The following is an 18,676-nucleotide window of genomic DNA, read 5'->3' on the forward strand; positions in this document are numbered from 1 at the left end:
GCCGAACTCCCGGACTGCAGCGCGCGAACCTCATGCCTGCCATGCAGCGGGTGCCGCCAATTTAGAGCCGCCGCAGGTACTTTTCGCGTAGGACAAGGCCCAGATTGCACCGGTGCCCGCATGATCCCGAGGCAGCTTCAGGCGCTGAAAGGCTCCTGGCGCGGCCACGAGGCGCTGCCCAGGCTTTCGGACCTGGGCGCAGCCATCATGAAACGGTTCTTTCCTTCTTTCTTGGCCGCGTACAAGGCCGCATCGGCGCGTATGAACAAGGACGAAAAATCCTCGTCCTCCTCCGCGATGGCGACGCCGATGCTGGCCGTCGCCTGGAGGATGCGGCTGGACAGGTGGAACGCCGGCCGCATGGCGGCAAGCACCTTTTCCGCCACCCCCTGCACATCGGCGACGCTTGCGATCCCCTCCAGAAGAATCACGAATTCATCGCCGGCGTAGCGCGCCGCCATGTCCGTCTCGCGCACGCTCTCCCTGAGCCGGCGGCCGAATTCCCTGAGCACCGCATCGCCCGCGGCATGGCCCAGCGAGTCATTGATCGACTTGAAGTAGTCGATGTCCAGGAACAGCAGGCACACCGGAATCCCCGACCGCCGGGACCTGGCCATGGCGTCACGCGCGTGCTCTTCGAAAGAACGGCGGTTCGGCAAGCCCGTGAGTGCATCTTCGCGCGCAAGGGCATCCAGCAGCTTTTGCTTTTGCTTGAGTTCGGTGACGTCGTTCGCAAGAACGTACAGCCCGACGACATCGCCGACTGCATCCCTGTGCGGCAGATAGGTCGTCTGCAGGGTTCGCTCGCCGATCAGCAGCTCGACCGTCTCTTCGAACAACACGACCTCGCCCGCGAAGGCGCGCGCCAGCAGCGGCTTGCGCAGTTCGTAGCGCGCCTCGCCCATGGTCTCCCTGAGAGGCCGGTTCATGACCGAAGCCGGCGAAACGCCGAGCCAGGTTTCGTACCTGCCGTTGCAGAAAACCACGCGTTCTTCGAGATCCAGTTCGGTCAGAAGCGCCGGCACGTTGTCGGTCAGTCCGCGCAAACGCCGTTCGCTCTCGGCGCTTCGCATCTCGGCTTGCTTGCGCTCGGTGATGTCGAAAGTCATTCCATAGAAGCCGTGCACGGTGCCATCGGGATTCAGGTCGGGAATGTAGTGCGACTGGTACCAGTTCTTTCCGATCCCGAGTGCGGGGTCCCCCTTCTTCTCGAAGGTGACGGCTTCCCCGGCGAGCACGCGGTGGACATAAGGCGCAACCGCCTCGAAATCCTCGGCGCCGCGCACTTCGGGCAGCGACATTCCCACCAGTTCGATGCCCTCGAACAGGGTACGCAGATGTGCATTCACGAACGTGAAGCGCAAGGACGCGTCCACGTGGGACACCAGAGCAGGAAGGTTGTCGGTGATGGTGCGAACACGGGTCTCGCCTGCCGCGCGTTCGCGCTCGGCCACTTTCTGGCGCGTGATGTCGAAGGTCATCACGTAGTAGCCCGCCACGCGGTCGCCGCGAATGTCGGGCACCAGGTGGCATTCGAAGAAGCCCTCCTTGCCTCTGCGGTCGTAGGTGCCCTCCGTGCGCGTCGGCGTGCCTTCGAGTGCCTTGGCAACCTGCGGCGCGAGTTGCCGGTAGACCGCATCCGGAAGCGATTCCCGCATCGTCATGCGGCCGATGTCGGCTTGCGTTCTGCCGCGCATGCCGAGCCCCGCCTTGTTGGCAAAAAGGCAGCGTTCGTCGCTGTCGAAGTAGGCGACGACGGCCGGCAGGTTGTCGGTCACGTCGCGCAGGAATTTTTCGCTCGACTGCAAGCGCTCCTGGGACGCCTGGCGCTCCTGCATGAGCGAATTGAAGGTCTGCGAAAGATCGCCGACCTCGTCCCTGGCGGGCGTCTCCGCCATGGGCGTGTAGGTCGAGAGGGTGCGCGAAACCTGCATGTGTTCGCGCAGGCGGGACAAGGGCGCGAGTTGCCTGCGCACGGTCATGAAGGTCAGTCCGCCGGCCAGCAGGGTCAGCAAAAGCGCGCCCGCCCAGGCGAAGCGTTCGATCTTCTCCGCCTGGGCAAAGGCTTCGCTGCGCGGATACATCGCGCCCAGCACCCAGTTGGTCTGGCGGATGTGCTTGAACGCGTAGAGCGCATGCACGCCTCTGCGATTCACCCCTTCGGTCGCGCCTTCGAACCCTGCGATGGCGCGATCGGCGGCCGCGTTGCGTATGCCGTCGCCGTCGATGTGCTGAAGAAGCCGGGACTTGTCGGGATGGTCGACGATGATGCCGCGGGTGTTCATGATGAACATGTACCCGCTCTTGCCGAATTTCACGTTGGCAAGCTCACCGAGGAAGTTGTGCTCGCTGAGGGTGATGAAGGCGGTAATGACATAGGCAACGTTGCCCTGCCGGTCCAGCACGGGTTCGGTCATGGCGACCTGCGCCAGCCCGCTGATGCGATTCCTGAAGGGCTGGGAAATGACGCCCGCCTTGGCCGCGATCGTTCCCTGGAAGTAGTCGCGGTCCTTGACGTTGATCTTGCCGATCTGCTGCGCGCCGTTCATGTTGGCCACGATCTCGCCCTGCGCATCGACGAAGGCCAGGTTGTCGAATGCCTCCCTCAGCGACTTGTGCTGCATGACGAGGTCCTGCAGCCTTTCGGGGCCGATGAAGTTGTGGCTCTCGACACTGTCGCCGAAGGTCCTGAGCAAGGTGCGCCGGCTCAGGAACTTCTGGTCCACCGCATCGGCAAGGGCCGAGATCCGTTCGAACTCCTCGTCGGCAATGGTCGCCTGCATGTTGCGCTTGATGAAGTAGAGCGCCGCGCTGGTAATGCCGATCATCGCCAGGAAAACAATGGCCACCACGCCCGCGGACAAGCGGGCGTGCAAGCTGAAATGGGGCAGATTGAAAAATGGGAGGCGCATCGTGTGGACTCCTTGGGCGCAGCGTGCGCTCAGTCCGCCATCGCCTCGTCCAGCTGCGCCTCGAACTCGTCGAGCGGCACTGGCCTGCTGAACAGATAACCCTGGCACAGCATCTTGCCGTGCGTCTGAAGAAACTCGAACTGCTGCTGCGTTTCGACCCCCTCCGCCACGATTTCAAGCTCCAGGTTTCGCGCCATGCCGATGATGGCTTGAATGATCAGCTCGACCTTCGGATCGGTTCCGATGCTTTGCACGAAGAACTTGTCGACCTTGATCTGGTCCAGCGGCAACTGCGTCATGTACGAAAGCGACGAGTAGCCGGTACCGAAGTCGTCCATGGAAAAGCGGATGCCCATCGACGCGAGCGTCTGCATCTTGCTGACGGTTTCGGTCATCTTGTCTTGCAGAAGGCTTTCCGTGAGCTCGAGCTTCAGCCTCGTCGGGTCAGCGCCGGTTCTTCGGAGCACATCGCGGACCCTATCCGCGAAGTCCACGGTGCGGAACTGGCGCGCGCTGACGTTGACCGCCAGCTGCAGGTGCCGGCGCCTCGGATCGTGGCCCCAGCGCTCGAGCTGCACGCATGCCGTCTCGAGCACCCACATGCCGATGGGCACGATCAAGCCGGTTTCCTCCGCCAGCTCGATGAAGCCGCCCGGCGGCACCATTCCGCGCTCCGGATGGTGCCAGCGAATGAGAACCTCCGCGCCCGCGATATGGCCTTCGGACGTCACCTGGCTTTGGTAGTGCAGCACGAACTGATTGCCCGCCAGCGCCGCGTGCAGCTCGCTCTCCAGCGTCGCGCGGGCGGTGATCGCGGTCTGCATCGCGGTCTCGAAGAAGCGCAATGCATTGCCGCCCGCCGACTTGGCGTAGTACATGGCGATGTCGGCCTGTTTCAGCAGGTCTTCCAGCGACTGATGCGCGGTGCTGAAAACGACGGCGCCAATGCTGCACGTGCTGTGATATTCGTGATCTTCGAGCTGGAACGATTCGCCCAGCACCGCGAGAATGGATTCGCCGGTCGCGTTGGTCTGCATCGCCGCAACGGCGGGGTCTTCGCTGAGGTTTTCGAGCATCACCACGAACTCGTCGCCGCCGAGCCGCGCCACGGTGCCGCCTTCGCTCAGGATGCCTCGAAGCCGCAGGCCGACTTCTTTCAGCAATGCGTCGCCCGTGGCGTGTCCGAGCGCATCGTTGAGCGTCTTGAAATCGTCCAGGTCCATGAACAGCAGCGCACCGTGCCGCGAACGGCGGGCGTTCGAGTCGACGGCGGCTTGCAGCCTATGCAGCAGAAGCTGGCGATTGGGCAGGCCCGTCAGGTTGTCATAGAAAGCGAGATGCTCGATCTCGCGGGCGGCCAGCTTGCTTTCGGTGATGTCGCGCAGGATGACGATGAAACGCGCGTCGGCGCCCTCGCCGACCAGCTTGCGAGAAACGGAAATCTCGAACCAGACGGCGCCCTTGGGGGCCCTGCTTTCGAACTGTCTTCCTGAAGAAAACCCGAACTCGAACGCATCGCGCAGCGCGACCATGACTTCGGCGGCGGCGTTCGCCGGCAGGAGATCGGACATCATCTTGCCGACCGGCTCCCGCACCTTGATCGAAGACCGGGGCCGGCGCGGTGAATGGAAGTGGTAGCAGCGGCCGTCGATGCCGGCCTCCAGCAGCACGTCGGGCAGTGCGTCCAGCGTGGCCTGCAGCTGCGCCTTGCCTTCGAGAATGTCCGAGATGTGCCGCTTCTTCTCCGTCACGTCGCGGTAGATGCACACGAGGCCGCCGTCCGGCGTCGGGCTTTTCACCGCAACGATGACTTGCCCGTTCGGCAGGGTGAGCTCCTGCTCGCTGTGCGCCTGCAGGTGACGGACATTTTGTTCGTCGATCGGCTGGAACGGCACCTGCGGAGCAAGCAACTTTTCCGCCCAGGGAAAGTAGTCCACGAAACGGCGGTTCCACGTGATCACGCGGCCATCGGGGTCGAGCAGCACGAACCCGTCCGCCATGGATTCGAGCGCCTGGTCCAGCGTGACCTTGGAGCGGAGCAGGTCTGCCCGGGCACGCCATTGCCGCCCCAGCTGCGCTCGGGCGAAATAGCTCACGGCGAGAATCAGCAGCGTGAAGGCCAGCGCCACGCCCAGAATGGAATTGCGCTCGTTGCGCCAGTCCTCGAGCGCAACCGCGAGCGGAATTCCGGCGACGATCAGCAGGTTTCTATGCAGCGTGGGCCGGGCGACGATGATGGCTGGCGTGCCGCTGAGCCGCGCCAGCAGCCGCTGCGGGCGTCCGTCGCTGCCCTGGTCGGTCAGGGCCGGTCCGATGGCGCGGCCGGCCAGGTCGTCGCGCGGCGGCATGCTGGCCAGCAAGGGTCCCGCTTCGCGCTCCAGGGTGACCTCGAGCCCCTTGATGTTGGCTCCCTGCGCAAGAATCGTGGTGAGCATGGAAACCTGCACTTCGGCCACCGCCACGACCTTGCCGCCGTTCGCGAGCCGGAGCACGCGTCCGAAGTACAGCACCTGCTGAGAGGTTGCCTGGTTGACCGAAGGCGTGCTGATCGTCAGCATGGATCCTGGCCGGTTCAGGATCTCTTTCAGGAACCCCGGGGGCATTTGCAGCTCCAGCTTCGCACCCCGCCGGTCGGAAGACGCGATCACCCCGCCGTCCGGGTTCACGAATGCGATATACCGGACCAGCAGGCTCTGGCGGACGATGGTCTCGATCAGCTGCGCGGTCTCGGGTTGCGCAATGTCGGCCGCAATGCTGTCTTCGCTGGAGTTCCGCAGGAACTGCCCCATGCCCGCCAGCAGCGTGTCCACGGCCAGCAGGCTTCGGTTCAGCGCGGCTTCCGACGTGCCGACGAACCGTACGGCCTGGCTCTCGCTGTCGGAAATCGCCTTTTCGTACGTCTGCCACATCGTGAGCGCGGCGATGGCGAGAACGGCCGCCAGAAACAGCGCCGCAACGCCATAGACGAAGGCGGTGATGCGGCGAGGCAGCAGCTTGTTCACTGCCCGACGGGCGCCTTGATGCCCACCACGGGGCCGACGGTCTGATCCCAGGCCTGCGCGCACACGGTCCCGCAACGCTGCACCCAGCGGGGCAGCACGCTCGCGGCGAATATTTCGCGCATGCGGCGTTCGTCATTGGGAGAAGGGCGAGCCTCGACCATGGCGCCTTTGGTGCCCTTCATGCATGTTGCGGCGCCCGTATTGCATGAAATGCCGTTGCCGGTGTCGCGCTCCGATTCTTCCCAGACCGCGGTCTCGAGTTTCGGGAGCTCGCTTTTCAGCAGCGCCTTCAAATCGGGAGGGAGCGCGTTCCACGCGTCCGTGTTGGCACCGAATGCCGCGAGCCCCCAGTTGATGGGCATCGTATAGAGGGAGCTGGTGACCTTGTGCAGGCCCAGCGTGTTGCCGGACATCGCACCGGTAATGGCGCATTCCGTGTTGGCCGAACTCATGTTGGCCATGATCTCGGCAAATTCGGTGAAAACCGGTACGGCGTTGAGAGCGCGCACGAAGTCGGCCTGGCTGGTGCCGGAAACGCGAATGCGCCGCCCCGCCAGATCGGAAAGCTGCTTCACGGGCTGCTTGCAGAAGATCACCTGGGCCGGATAGACATAAACCGCCAGAAGCTCGACGCCATGGCGCTCGCGCAGCGTCTTTTCGAGATAGGGCCGGAATGCGGCGGTCACCCGCCGCATGGTGGGCATGTCGGGGTTCAGGCCCGCGATGTCCGGGGTGCCCAGTTCGGGGAACTCATTGCTGACCTGGCTCAGCAAGGCGGTACCGAACGGAATGACGCCCAGCCGCATGAGATTGAGCATTTCCTGGCCGGGCACGCCGGCCTGGTTGAACGGAACAATGCTCGCGCTGTACTTGCCGCCGCTCAGGCGGACCAGGTCCTTGCTCCAGAAGCGTTCTTCGTGAAGCGTGTACTGGCTCACGCTGGCCAATCCGCCCACGATTCGAAGCCGCGCAGGTGCGGGCTGCTGCGCTTCGCTGTTGGTTGCCGCGAAAGCCAGAACAAGAGCGGCCACACAAGCCCAGAGGGCAGGTCGCCTAGCGGATGCTGCTTCGCCGGTCTTCATGCCCCGGATCATGATGCCGATTGTGCTTCCTGTAAGAAGTTTTTTACAGAACCACCCGTTTCCGGTCGCTTGCCGGCTGGAAACGGGCGAAGACGCGTTGCGCGCAAGGCACAGGGATACCATCCGCAGACCCCAAATTCCGGTCGTTTCATCCAACTTCCAGATCAATGCCCGCGCCCGACCTTTCCAGCCGCCAGTTGCGCGCCTTCACGGCCCTGGCCGAGCAGCGCAACTTTACGCGCGCGGCGCAGACCTGTCATTTGTCGCAACCCGCGTTCAGCGCGCTCATCCGCACGCTGGAAGACACGCTCGGCGCCCGCCTGTTCGACCGCGACACCCGCAGCGTGCAACTCACGCCCGAGGGCCGGCTGTTCGAACCCTCGGCGCGGCGCCTGCTCGACGACATGCAGGACGCCGTCGGCGATCTCGCCGACCATGCGCAGCGGCGCAAGGGCCGCGTGAGCGTGGCGGCGCTGCCCTCGCTTGCCGCGGGCTGGCTGCCGGCCATCCTGGCCGAGTTCATGCAAACGTGGCCCGGCATCACGGTCGAGCTGCACGATGCGCTGTCGGACGCCTGCATTGCCCAGTTGCGCAGCCACCAGGCCGACTTTGCACTCGCCGCCACAGGCGCCGACGCCGCCGCGGCCAGCGACCTGCGCGGCCGCAAGCTCTGCGACGACCGCTTTCATCTGGTGTGCCGCAAAGACCATCCGCTGGCCGGCGTCCCCAGGCTGACTGCAAAGCAGCTCGCGCCGTGGCCGTTCATCCAGATGGCACGCAACAGCAGCGTGCGCCAGTCGCTCGACGCGGCGCTGCACCCGCTCCGGCTCAACGCGGTGTTCGAGGTCGAGCACCTGGCCACTGTGATGGGCCTGGTCGAGGCCGGCATCGGCATCAGCGTGGTGCCAGAACTCACGCTGTTCCATTTCCGGCGCGAGACGCTGGTAACCCGGCCCCTGCCGCTGCCAGGCCTGACCCGGACCATTTACCTGGTGCAGCGCCGCGAGGGAAGCCTCTCGGTGGCCGCCCAGACGCTGTACGACCTCATTCTTGCGCGGCTGGGCACACTGGCTTGAGGCCGAAAAAAGAAACGGCCCCGAAGGGCCGTTTTTTTCGTGACAGCAGCCTTGCAGCTGCAAGCCATGATTTCCTGACTTTTACTTCTTGGCCTTCTTGGCGGGAGCAGCGGCCTTCTTGGCCGGCGCTGCCTTCTTGGCGGCAGGCTTGGCTGCTGCTGCCTTGTCGGCCTTGCGCTTTGCAGCCTTGGGGTCGATGGCGGCCTTGAATGCTGCGCCCGGCACGAACTTCGGCACCTTCTGTGCGGCGATCTTGATCTTCGCGCCCGCTTGGGGGTTGAAGCCGGTGCGTGCGGCGCGAGCCACTTGCTTGAAGGTTCCGAAGCCGATGAGTTGGACGGGGTCGCCCTTCTTCACTGCGGCGACGATGGAACCCGTGACGGTTTCCACAATACGGGCGGCCTCGGCCTTGCTGACGTTATGGGCGGCGGCGATCTTTTCGACCAGTTCGATACGGTTCACTTGAAAATTTCCTTTGGATTGTTCTCGTCATGTTGCCAATGACGGCGCAATGGCTGAGGCCACTGCAAGCGGCGCGGAGTGTAGCGCACGTGGGCACCCCGGGAGATTGCAGCGCTCTTTGCGGGCCCTCGCCGCTCGCTGTATTCGCGGCTTTCAGGCGGTGGCCTTGATGGCATCGGTCAGGTATTGCACGAACGCTTTCCCTGCATCGGGCAATGACCGGCCCGCCAATGTCTCGACTTCGAGGTGGCGCTCGTTCATCTCGCGGTCCTTCAGCGCAATGGCGACCAACGCCTTCGACTTCAGCTGCGTGCGGATCGACAACTCTCCGTAAAAGGCAATGCTGCCGCCCCCCGCGGCCGCAAAGCTCACCAGCGCATTCGCATGGTTGCTCGACATGGCCTGCACGTACTGCAGCCCCTGCCTGCTGCAACTGGTGTCGAGCAGTTGCCTGATCGAGCTGTCTCGCGGCGGCAACCCCAGCGGGTAGGCCACCACCTGGCGCAAGGACAACTGCCGCTGTGCCGCCAGCGGATGGTCGTTGGCCATCACGGCGAGGATGGGGCTGGGGTGGCGCAGCTCGATCCTGATGCCCGGCTCGGGCACGGTACTCAGGGTGATGCCGATGTCCGCTTCGCCGTCGCGTATGCGCCCGGGTATGTCGCTCGGCGGGCAGACTTCCAGGTGAAAGCGGATGCCCTCGTGCTTGCTGCGAAAGCGCGAAATCAGCGTCGGCAGGAAATCGAAGGCAAAGCCTTCCGTGCTTGCCAGGCGCACGCGCCCGCTGCGCAGCCCGCGCAAGCCCTGGATGTCGCTCGCAACGCGCTCGATGTCCTGCTGCACCCGCTTGGCATGGGCCGCCAGCAACTCGCCGGCGGCGTTGGGCACCATGCCCCGCGCATGGCGGTCGAACAGCAAGGTGTCGAGTTCGCGCTCCAGGCGCGCCACCTGCCGGCTCACGGCGGAGGGCGCCACGTTGAGCTTGAGCGCGGCCTCTTTCACCGAGCCGGTTCGCACCACTTCCAGAAAGTACCGCACAGCGGTCTCCTGCAATGCATGAAGTGCCATGGGTTCTCCTCGGATGCAGAGTGGGTCGGCGGCTCTCGTCGATTGCCGAAACGGCAATCCACAATTCTAAACATTGCGCTTGTGGCAGCGGACTCCTGCTCCTAGGATGGAATTGCTTTCGCCGCCTCCCCCCGTTCCTCAGGAGTACCTCATGAAACGCCTCCCCGCACTGGCCAGCCTGCTGCTGATGTCCTGCCTCGGCCTTGCATCGCTGGCGGCCGCTGCCGCGGAAACCGGGTTTCCGTCGCGCCCGGTCACGCTCGTGGTTCCTTTTCCGCCCGGCGGCGCCACCGACGTGAACGCCCGCGTGATTGCCGCGCGCCTGGCCAAGGAGCTCGGCCAATCGGTCGTCATCGAGAACCGCGCCGGCGCCGGAACCGTGATCGGGGCAAGCTATGTTTCCAAGGCGGCGCCGGACGGCTACACGCTGCTGGTCAGCTCGGGCACCACGTTCACGGTCAACCCCGCCATCCGCTCGAATCTTCCCTACGACCCGGTCAAGGGCTTCGACCAGATCGGCCTGGTCGGACGCGTCGGCCTCATCCTGCTGGCGAACAGCGAGGTGCCGGTGAAGACCGTGAAGCAGTTCGTGGATTACGTGAAAGCGTCGCCCGGGAAGTACTCGTACGCCTCGTACGGCACCGGCACCACGTCGCAGTTCGCGGGAGAAACCATCCTCAACGCCGCGGGCCTGAAGATGACGCACGTGCCCTACAAGGGCAGCGCCCCGGCCATGACCGACCTGATGGGCGGCCAGGTTCCGTTCAGCGTCGACACAGTGAGCGCCGCCATTCCCCAACTCAAGAACGGCAAGATCAAGGCAATTGCGGTGACCACGGCCAAGCGCTCCACCCTGTTGCCCGATGTGCCCACCATGGCCGAGAGCGGCTACCCGGACATCAACATGGACTCGTGGCTGGTCGTGTCGGCGCCGAAGGGCCTGCCCGCCGACGTGAAGGCCAAGCTCGAAAAGGCGCTCGCCGCGACCATTGCCGACGCCGACACCCGCGCCAAGCTGACCGCGCAGGGCATGGAGCCGGCCTTCAGCAACGGCGCCGCCGTGAGCGAACTGATCAACAAGGAACTGCCGCTGATGCGCGCCGTTGCCGCCCGCGCCAACATCACTGCAGACTGATGGACACCCGGTTGATCGAACAATCCGCGGTCGAGCTGCGCCGGCTGATCGGCAGCAAGGCGGTCTCGCCAGTCGAGCTTCTGGAGGCCTGTATTGCGCAGATCGAGCGGGTGAACCCGTTCGTCAATGCCGTGACCGCCACCTGCTTCGACCGCGCGAGGGCCGAAGCCAAGGCCGCTGAAGCCGCCGTGATGCGCGGCGATGCGCTGGGCCTGCTGCATGGCCTGCCGCTGGGCGTGAAGGACCTGGAGCCCACCGAGGGCCTGCTCACCACCTGGGGTTCCGCGATCTTCCGCGACCACGTGCCCGAGGAAGACATCGAGCTGGTGGCCCGCCTCCGGAAGGCCGGCGCCATCGTTGCGGGCAAGACCAACGTTCCCGAGATGGGTGCCGGCGCCAATTCGCGCAACGAGGTGTGGGGCGCCACCGGCAACCCGTTCAACCCGAACCTGAATGCCGGCGGCTCCTCCGGAGGCTCGGCGGCGGCGCTGGCGTGCGACATGCTGCCTGTGTGCACCGGCTCCGACACCGGCGGCTCGCTGCGGATTCCGGCCGCCAAGTGCGGCGTGGTGGGCTTCCGGCCATCGCCCGGCATCGTGCCAAGCGTGCGAAAGCTGCTGGGCTGGACACCCATCTCCGTCGTCGGCCCGATGGGCCGGACGGTGGAAGACGCCTGCCTGCAAATGGCGGCCTCCGCCGGCATGCACGCGGGCGACCCGCTGAGCTATCCGCTGGATCCGCTGTCTTTTCAGAAGCCGATGGACGTCGACCTGAGCAGGCTTCGCGTGGCATGGACCGAAGACTTCGGCGTCTGCGCGGTAGACGACAACATCCGCGCCACCATGCGCCAGAAGATCGGCGCCATGCGGCACCTGTTCAAGTCTTGCGACGAAGTGACGCTCGACCTGGGCGAGGCGCACCGCTGCTTCGACGTGCTGCGCGCCGAGGCCTTCGTGGCCGGCATGCATGCGGCCTACCAGCGCGACCCGGCCAGCCTGGGACCCAATTCCCGCGCCAACTACGAAATGGGCGCGCAGATGAGCCTGCTGGACAGCGCCTGGGCGCAGGCCGAGCAGACCCGGCTCATCAAGCGGTTCCAGGCAACCTTCGCCGATTACGACCTGATCCTGTCGCCCACCACGCCGGTGTCGCCGTTCCCGTGGACGCAGCTGTATGCGGACACCATCAACCGCGAGAAGCAGGCCAACTACTACCGCTGGCTGGCGCTGACCTATGTCGTCACGCTGACGACGCATCCCGCGCTTTCGCTGCCTTGCGGCGTCGACCATGCGGGCATGCCGTTCGGGCTGCAGATCGTGGGCGGCTTCCGGGCCGACCACCAGGTGCTGGGCGCCGCGCATGCCATGGAAATGGCATTCACAGCCGATGCGCAACTGCGCCGCCCGCGCCCCGATCTTTCGGTTTTGCGCATGGCGGAACCTGCGCTCACCTCCATCGTCACGGCACCGCCGGGCCCGCATGGCGGAGCCCCTGCGGCTGCGGCCCGGCCAGCGGTTTCCGCCGTCTGAGAAGACCGCGCCAAAACTGAAAAAGCCCCCGGCTCTGCGAAGAACCGGGGGCTTTTTTGGGCTTGGCGTTCAGCGGCCGGCGGGGGCTGCGCGATTGGACGTCAGCGTCACCGACGGAAAGCGGATCAGAGGACGCCCGTTGAGCTCCTGCAGCTTCCGGTTGTTGTGGGCATAGCGCGCGCGGAACTGCGCAATCTGCGCCGGAGACAGCGACACCGGCGCCTGCAACACATACCACTCGACGTTTTCAGTCAGCGGCGGCGTGGTCAGCGAGCCCAGGTAGTGGTAGTAGGCCTTGTCCTTGGGCAGGAGAACGGAGATATCGGCCTTGGACAGCTCGCCGCGGCCCTCCTTCTCGAGCGCGCCCAGCACCTTGGCCGCCAGCGGATTGGCCGGGCCTTCGCGGTACATGACGCCCACCACGGCCAGGCGGCCATCCGCGGCGCGGAATACGAAATGCCCTTCGAGCGGGAAGTGCTTGCCGTCCACCGTATGTTCGCTTTCGGCATGGAAGTGGAACTGCAGCAGCTTGAAGTGCCGCCCGCGAATCATGGCGTCGGGGCCCTTCGTCTCGACCTCCACCGCATGCCCGTTGTCGACGACGTCGAGCTCTGCGCGAGCGTTGTTCAGGCGGATGTCCTGTGGCTCGAGCGCATCGCCAGCCTTGGCTTCACCGGTGGGGATATCGATCGGCGACTGGGCGCTGTCGTGAACCGCCTTCCAGTTTTCCTGATGGTCGTAGTCCAGCGCCTGGGCGTGGACCGTTGAAGCCGCGAGCAGCGCAACGCTCAGGAGATAGCGAGAAACTGGGGACATGGGCAAGGATTCCAGGAAAGAGTTGTGAGAGGAGCCGCAGACCCTCAAGCGAAAGGCATGGAGAACAGGCTTGACCTTGCCACGATGTCAACCCTGAAACTGAACTCCGCTTTTTCAACAACCGAGGAGTTGCCATGCAAGAGTTCGAAATTCAATCGATGACCTGCGGCCATTGCGCAAGCAGGCTATCCGCCGAAACCGCCGGAGGCCGGCGCGATTGTCTGGACGCCTACCTGACCGGAGGCTGACCCTCAAACCTCGCCTGCCTGCGCACCCCCGCGGCGTGCGCAGTCTCATGGTTCCCGCTGGAGAATTCGAATGAACGACACGCGTTCCAACCCAGGACACTACCACCATCACGACGGCCAGCCGTCGCCCGTGAATGCCGTCGAACTCGGCGCAGTAGCCGGATCGCCCACGATCTACACCTGCCCGATGCATCCGGAAATACGGCAGGACCACCCCGGCAACTGCCCCAAGTGCGGCATGACGCTGGAGCCCGAAATGCCGAGCCTCGATGACGAGGAAAAGGAAGACCCGGAACTGCGCGACTTCAAGCGGCGATTTTTCTGGACGCTGCCGCTCACCCTCGCGGTCGCCGTGCTCGCAATGGCGGGACACCGCCTGCAGTGGTTCGAGATGGCCACTCAGAGCTGGATCGAGCTGGTTCTTTCCGTGCCCATCGTGCTGTGGGCGGGATGGCCTTTCTTCAAGCGCGCCGTGCAATCCGCTGCCAACCGCAGCCCCAACATGTGGACGCTCATCGGCCTGGGCACCGCTGCCGCCTTCGTCTACAGCGTGGTGGCCACGGTGGCACCCCGCGCGTTCCCCGATTCATTCATGTCGATGGGCCGCGTGGCGGTGTATTTCGAAGCGGCGGCGGTGATCATTTCGCTCACCTTGCTGGGCCAGATTCTCGAGCTCAAGGCACGCTCGCAAACCTCCGCGGCCATCAAGTCGCTGCTGGGCCTTGCGCCCAAGACAGCGCGGCGCATCGGCGCCGATGGCGTTGAGGAAGACGTTCCCATCGCCCACGTGCATGTCGGCGACAAGCTGCGCGTGCGGCCCGGCGAAAAGGTGCCGGTGGATGGCGTGGTGGTCGAGGGTGCAAGCGCGGTCGACGAATCCATGCTCACGGGCGAGCCGCTGCCGGTGACCAAGCGGGTCGGCGACAAGCTCATCGGCGCCACGCTGAACACGAGCGGCGCGCTGGTGATGCAGTCGGAAAAAGTCGGCTCGCAGACCGTGCTCGCGAGCATCGTGCAGATGGTGGCCCAGGCCCAGCGCTCCAGGGCGCCCATGCAGCGCATGGCCGACCACGTGGCCGGCTACTTCGTCATGGCGGTCATCGGCATCGCGCTCGCGACCTTCCTGGCCTGGGGATTCTTCGGGCCGGCACCGAGCTGGACCCACGGCCTCATCAACGCGGTGGCGGTGCTCATCATTGCCTGTCCCTGTGCGCTCGGCCTGGCCACGCCGATGTCGATCATGGTGGCCACCGGCAAGGCCGCCACGCAAGGCGTGCTGTTCCGCGACGCGGCGGCCATCGAGAATTTCCGCAAGGTCGACACGCTCATCGTCGACAAGACGGGCACGCTGACCGAAGGCAAGCCGCGCTTCGAGCGTGCGGTGGCCCTGCCCGGCTTCACGGAAGACGACGTGCTGCGCCTTGCCGCCAGCCTCGACCAGGGGAGCGAGCATCCGCTGGCGCACGCCATCGTCGAGGCGGCGCGCGAATGCGGCCTGTCGTTGACAGCGGCGGACGAGTTCGAGTCCAGCAGCGGCATCGGCGTGAGTGGCCTCGTCGGCGGAAAGAAACTGGCGCTCGGAAACACCGCGCTCATGAACCAGCTGCGCGTGCCCGTCGATGCACTCAAGCCGCAGGCCGAAGCCCTGCGCGCCAAAGGGGCCAGCGTGATGTTCCTTGCCGCCGATGGCCAGCCGGTAGGCCTGCTCGCCGTGTCCGACCCGGTCAAGGCCACGACCATGGAGGCGCTGGCGGCGCTCAAGGAATCGGGCATGCGCGTGATCATGGCAACGGGCGACGGCCTGACCACGGCACGCGCCGTCGCCGCACGGCTGGGCATCGACGAGGTGCACGGCGAAGTCAAGCCCGCCGACAAGCTGGCATTGGTCGAAAAACTGCAGCGCGAAGGCCGCATCGTCGCGATGGCCGGCGACGGCATCAACGATGCCCCGGCGCTCGCCAAGGCCGACGTCGGCGTGGCCATGGGCACCGGCACCGACGTTGCAATGAACAGCGCGCAAGTAACGCTGGTGAAGGGCGATCTGCGCGGCATTGCGCAGGCGCGCATCGTCTCAGAGAAGACCATCGCCAACATGAAGCAGAACCTCGGCTTCGCGTTCATCTACAACGCGCTGGGCGTTCCCCTGGCCGCCGGCGTGCTGTTTCCGTTCACGGGCTGGCTGCTGTCGCCGATGATCGCGGCGCTGGCAATGAGCCTGAGCTCGGCATCGGTCATTACCAATGCATTGCGGCTGAGAGCGGCGAGCGGAGGCAAGTCCGCCTGAAGAGCGGCAATCGAATGCCAGGCCGGCATCATTCGAATTCGGCCTACACCTACAGACAGCCGACTCCGGCTTGGGCAAGTTGAGGGGATGACACAACCCATCGAACTCATCATCGAGGAGCCAGCCCTCGGTTCATTTGTCTGGCGCCTGCTCGAAACGGATGCGGACGGAGCCAACCCCAAAGTGCTTCGCGACGCCTTCGACCCGACGGACACCTACGAAGCCGCGCTGGCAGCGGGCCAGCGTGCGCTCCACAGCGAAATTCGCCGGCGAACCGCACCTGCCCACAGCCATTAGCGCATTAACGGGAGCGCTTATCCGGCGCCAAGCCTCATGGCGCAGTGAGGCCCACCGCGCGCATCAGCCAGCGAAAGACCAGCGCCACCGCGAACAGGCAGCCGACGCTGGCCGCCCAGATGGCCAACAGCCATCCGAAGCGGCGCACCCATTTGCGGCCACCGGAGCCGGGGTCAGTGGTAGCCATCGCCATGCCTCACCTTGCCGCGAAACACCCAGTAGCTCCACGCGGTGTACATCAGGATGACGGGGATGATCAGCAAGGCCCCGACCAGCGCAAAGCCCAGGCTCTGCGGCGGTCCCGCGGCCTGCCAGATGCTGATGTCGGGCGGAATGACATTCGGCCACAGGCTGATGCCGAGCCCCGTGTACCCCAGGAACAGAAGCACGAGCGTGAGCACGAAAGGCGACGCATGTCCGTCGCCGCCCAGGTCGCGCAGCAAGCGCCATGTGACGAGGGCCACGAGCGTGGGCACCGGCGCAAACCAGAGCAGATTGGGAAAACTGAACCACCGCTTTGCGATGGCCTCGTGCGCAAGCGGCGTCCAGATGCTGATCGCGATGATCACGGCCAGCATGAGCCAGGCCAACGGCCGCGCCAGGCTGCGCATGCGCATCTGCAAGCGGCCTTCGGTCTTCATCACGAGCCAGGTGGCGCCGAGCAGCGCATAGGCCGCCACCAGCGCCACGCCGGTGAAGAGCGAGAAAGCCGATATCCAGTCGAACGGCCCGCCGGCGTAGTTGCCGTCGGCCACCGGCATGCCGTTCAGAAAGGCGCCGAGCGTCACGCCCTGGAAGAAGGCCGCGGTCACCGAGCCGCCGATGAAGGCATGGTCCCACCAGCGCCGCCGGCCCGCCCGCGCCTTGAAGCGGAATTCGAACGCGACGCCGCGAAACACCAGCCCGATGAGCATGAGGGTCAACGGCAGGTAGAACGCGCTGAGGATCACCGCATAGGCCAGCGGAAAGGCCGCCAGCAGCCCGGCGCCGCCGAGCACGAGCCAGGTCTCGTTGCCGTCCCACACGGGCGCCACGGTGTTCATCAGCACGTCGCGGTCTTCCTTGGCGGGCAGGAACGGAAACAGGATGCCGATGCCCAGGTCGAAGCCGTCCATCACGACGTACATCATGATGCCGAACAGGATGATGACGGCCCAGATCAGTGGAAGATCAATGCCCATCGCGGTCGCCCTCCTTCGCTTTTTCGGCACGGCCATCCGCGGCACCGGCATCGTCGTCTTCGGGCGCTGCGGAGAGCGGGCGCATCGGCGTTCGCGTTTCGCCCGGCCCACCCCAGGCCGAGCGATCGGCTTCGTCTCCCGCCGGCCCCTTGGCGATCAGGCGAAGCCCGTAGGCCGTGCCCGCGCCGAACACGACCAGGTAAACGACGACGAAGAGGCCGAGCGTGAACCCGACCTGCCCTGTCGAATGCTGCGGCGACACGGCGTCGGCCGTGCGCATCAAGCCGTAGACGACCCAGGGCTGGCGGCCGATCTCGGTCGTGTACCAGCCCGCGAGAATCGCAACCAGCCCCGCCGGAGACATTGCAACGGCGAAGCGCAGAAAGTTCTTGCCGGCATACAGGCGCTGCCCGCGGCGCAGCCACAGCCCCCAGAAAGCCAGCGCAATCATCAGCACGCCCAGGCCGACCATCGCGCGGAAGGTCCAGAACACGATGGTCGAATTGGGGCGGTCTTCGGGTGCGAAATCCTTGAGCGCAGGAATCTGCCCGTCCCAGCTGTGCGCCAGAAGCAGGCTGCCGGCGCGGGGAATTTCCACCGCGTAGCGCGTGACTTCGGCCTTCATGTCGGGCCAGCCGAAAAGCTTCAAAGGAACGCCCTCGCCCTCCGGCGTGCGCTCCCAATGGCCTTCGATGGCGGCGAGCTTGGCCGGCTGGTGCTCGAGCGTGTTCAGCCCATGCTGGTCGCCGATGACCGCCTGCAGCGGCGCCGCGGCCAGCAGCATCCACAGCGCCATCGACAGCATGGTGCGCACGCGCGTGTTGTCGTTGCCGCGCAGCAGGTGCCAGGCTCCCGCACCGCCGACCATCAGTGCGGTGGCAAGGTAGGCCGCCGTCACGGTGTGCGCCAGCCGGTAGGGGAACGACGGGTTGAAAATCACCATGAGCCAGTCGACCGGCACCACGCGCCCATCGATGATCTCGTGGCCCTGCGGCGTCTGCATCCAGCTGTTCGACGCGAGGATCCAGGTGGCGGAGATCAGGGTGCCGACTGCAACGGCAATCGTCGAAACGAAGTGAAGCGCGGGGCCCACGCGTTCCCGCCCGAAAAGCATGACGCCGAGAAACCCTGCTTCAAGGAAGAAGGCGGTCAGAACTTCGTAGGCAAGCAGCGGCCCGGTCACGCCGCCGGCAAAGCGCGAAAAGTTGCTCCAGTTGGTGCCGAACTGGTAGGCCATGACCAGGCCCGACACCACGCCCATGCCGAACGCCACCGCAAAGACCTTGATCCAGAACTGGTACAGGTCGATGTACACCTTGCGGCCGGTGCGCAGCCACAAGCCCTCGAGCACGGCCAGATAACTCGCCAGCCCGATGGTGAGCGCCGGAAAGATGATGTGGAACGAAATCGTGAATCCGAACTGGATCCGGGCGAGCAGGAGGGCGTCCATGCGGCCGACCTTAGCGCTACAAGCAGACAGCCGCAACCACGCCGCTCTGACCGGCATGGCAGAGAACGTGTTGCCGCCGAGGGGTGCGTAAGATTGGTTTTGCCGGTTTCCACAACGATAAAAGGAGATTTACA

Annotated in this window: 14 protein-coding genes; 5 read left to right on the forward strand and 9 right to left on the reverse strand. The window is 65.3% G+C overall.

Annotation, left to right across the window (positions count from 1 at the left end):
- Positions 1-137: 137 nt before the first annotated feature.
- The 3 genes from ABIC94_RS14490 to ABIC94_RS14500 are packed head-to-tail and all read right to left on the reverse strand — an operon-like array spanning position 138 to position 7,008.
- Positions 138-2,912, reverse strand: coding sequence for a sensor domain-containing diguanylate cyclase (locus ABIC94_RS14490; RefSeq protein ID WP_354373695.1), 2,775 nt, complete (start codon positions 2,910-2,912; stop codon positions 138-140).
- A gap of 29 nt (positions 2,913-2,941) precedes the next feature.
- Positions 2,942-5,914, reverse strand: coding sequence for a bifunctional diguanylate cyclase/phosphodiesterase (locus ABIC94_RS14495; RefSeq protein ID WP_354373696.1), 2,973 nt, complete (start codon positions 5,912-5,914; stop codon positions 2,942-2,944).
- On the reverse strand, positions 5,911-7,008 hold the full coding sequence (locus tag ABIC94_RS14500; RefSeq protein WP_354373734.1) for a TRAP transporter substrate-binding protein: 1,098 nt from the start codon (positions 7,006-7,008) through the stop codon (positions 5,911-5,913). The genes ABIC94_RS14495 and ABIC94_RS14500 overlap by 4 nt, the downstream gene beginning before the upstream one ends.
- A 155-nt stretch (positions 7,009-7,163) precedes the next feature.
- Between ABIC94_RS14500 and ABIC94_RS14505 the strand changes: the two genes are divergently transcribed.
- Positions 7,164-8,072: a LysR family transcriptional regulator gene (locus tag ABIC94_RS14505; RefSeq protein WP_354373697.1), complete on the forward strand. Its 909-nt coding sequence runs from the start codon at positions 7,164-7,166 to the stop codon at positions 8,070-8,072.
- Between the two features lie 81 nt (positions 8,073-8,153).
- Here the strand turns inward: ABIC94_RS14505 and ABIC94_RS14510 are convergent, their stop codons facing one another.
- Both ABIC94_RS14510 and ABIC94_RS14515 read right to left on the reverse strand, forming a co-directional pair.
- Positions 8,154-8,534: an HU family DNA-binding protein gene (locus tag ABIC94_RS14510; protein WP_354373698.1), complete on the reverse strand. Its 381-nt coding sequence runs from the start codon at positions 8,532-8,534 to the stop codon at positions 8,154-8,156.
- Positions 8,535-8,687: 153 nt separating this feature from the next.
- The gene (locus ABIC94_RS14515; protein ID WP_354373699.1) at positions 8,688-9,602 is read right to left on the reverse strand and encodes a LysR family transcriptional regulator; all 915 of its coding nucleotides are present in this window, start codon (positions 9,600-9,602) and stop codon (positions 8,688-8,690) included.
- Positions 9,603-9,753: 151 nt separating this feature from the next.
- Here ABIC94_RS14515 and ABIC94_RS14520 point away from each other — a divergent pair, with 151 nt between their 5' ends.
- A complete protein-coding gene (locus ABIC94_RS14520) occupies positions 9,754-10,737 on the forward strand; it encodes a Bug family tripartite tricarboxylate transporter substrate binding protein (RefSeq protein ID WP_354373700.1) in 984 nt (327 codons plus the stop codon).
- Entirely contained in the window at positions 10,737-12,266 is a 1,530-nt protein-coding gene (locus ABIC94_RS14525; protein WP_354373701.1) for an amidase, read from the forward strand. The genes ABIC94_RS14520 and ABIC94_RS14525 overlap by 1 nt, the downstream gene beginning before the upstream one ends.
- A 69-nt stretch (positions 12,267-12,335) precedes the next feature.
- Here ABIC94_RS14525 and ABIC94_RS14530 read toward each other — a convergent pair whose 3' ends face one another.
- Entirely contained in the window at positions 12,336-13,082 is a 747-nt protein-coding gene (locus ABIC94_RS14530; protein ID WP_354373702.1) for a carbonic anhydrase, read from the reverse strand.
- 318 nt (positions 13,083-13,400) lie between these two features.
- Here ABIC94_RS14530 and ABIC94_RS14535 point away from each other — a divergent pair, with 318 nt between their 5' ends.
- Complete coding sequence (locus tag ABIC94_RS14535) at positions 13,401-15,614, forward strand: copper-transporting P-type ATPase (RefSeq protein WP_354373703.1); 2,214 nt, start codon at positions 13,401-13,403, stop codon at positions 15,612-15,614.
- A gap of 87 nt (positions 15,615-15,701) precedes the next feature.
- Positions 15,702-15,911, forward strand: coding sequence for a hypothetical protein (locus ABIC94_RS14540; RefSeq protein WP_354373704.1), 210 nt, complete (start codon positions 15,702-15,704; stop codon positions 15,909-15,911).
- A gap of 34 nt (positions 15,912-15,945) precedes the next feature.
- Here ABIC94_RS14540 and ABIC94_RS14545 read toward each other — a convergent pair whose 3' ends face one another.
- The 3 genes from ABIC94_RS14545 to ABIC94_RS14555 are packed head-to-tail and all read right to left on the reverse strand — an operon-like array spanning position 15,946 to position 18,542.
- Positions 15,946-16,098, reverse strand: a complete 153-nt coding sequence (locus ABIC94_RS14545) for a DUF2474 domain-containing protein (RefSeq protein ID WP_354373705.1) — start codon at positions 16,096-16,098, stop codon at positions 15,946-15,948.
- Positions 16,085-17,092 (reverse strand): cytochrome d ubiquinol oxidase subunit II, encoded by a 1,008-nt coding sequence (cydB, locus tag ABIC94_RS14550; protein ID WP_354373706.1) that lies wholly within the window; start codon positions 17,090-17,092, stop codon positions 16,085-16,087. The genes ABIC94_RS14545 and cydB overlap by 14 nt, the downstream gene beginning before the upstream one ends.
- Entirely contained in the window at positions 17,082-18,542 is a 1,461-nt protein-coding gene (locus tag ABIC94_RS14555; RefSeq protein WP_354373707.1) for a cytochrome ubiquinol oxidase subunit I, read from the reverse strand. Before ABIC94_RS14555 ends, cydB begins: the two co-directional genes overlap by 11 nt.
- Positions 18,543-18,676: the final 134 nt, after the last annotated feature.

Origin of the sequence: Variovorax paradoxus, assembly GCF_040544635.1 — a bacterium.
Classification (GTDB): Bacteria; Pseudomonadota; Gammaproteobacteria; order Burkholderiales; family Burkholderiaceae_C; genus Variovorax; species Variovorax paradoxus_R.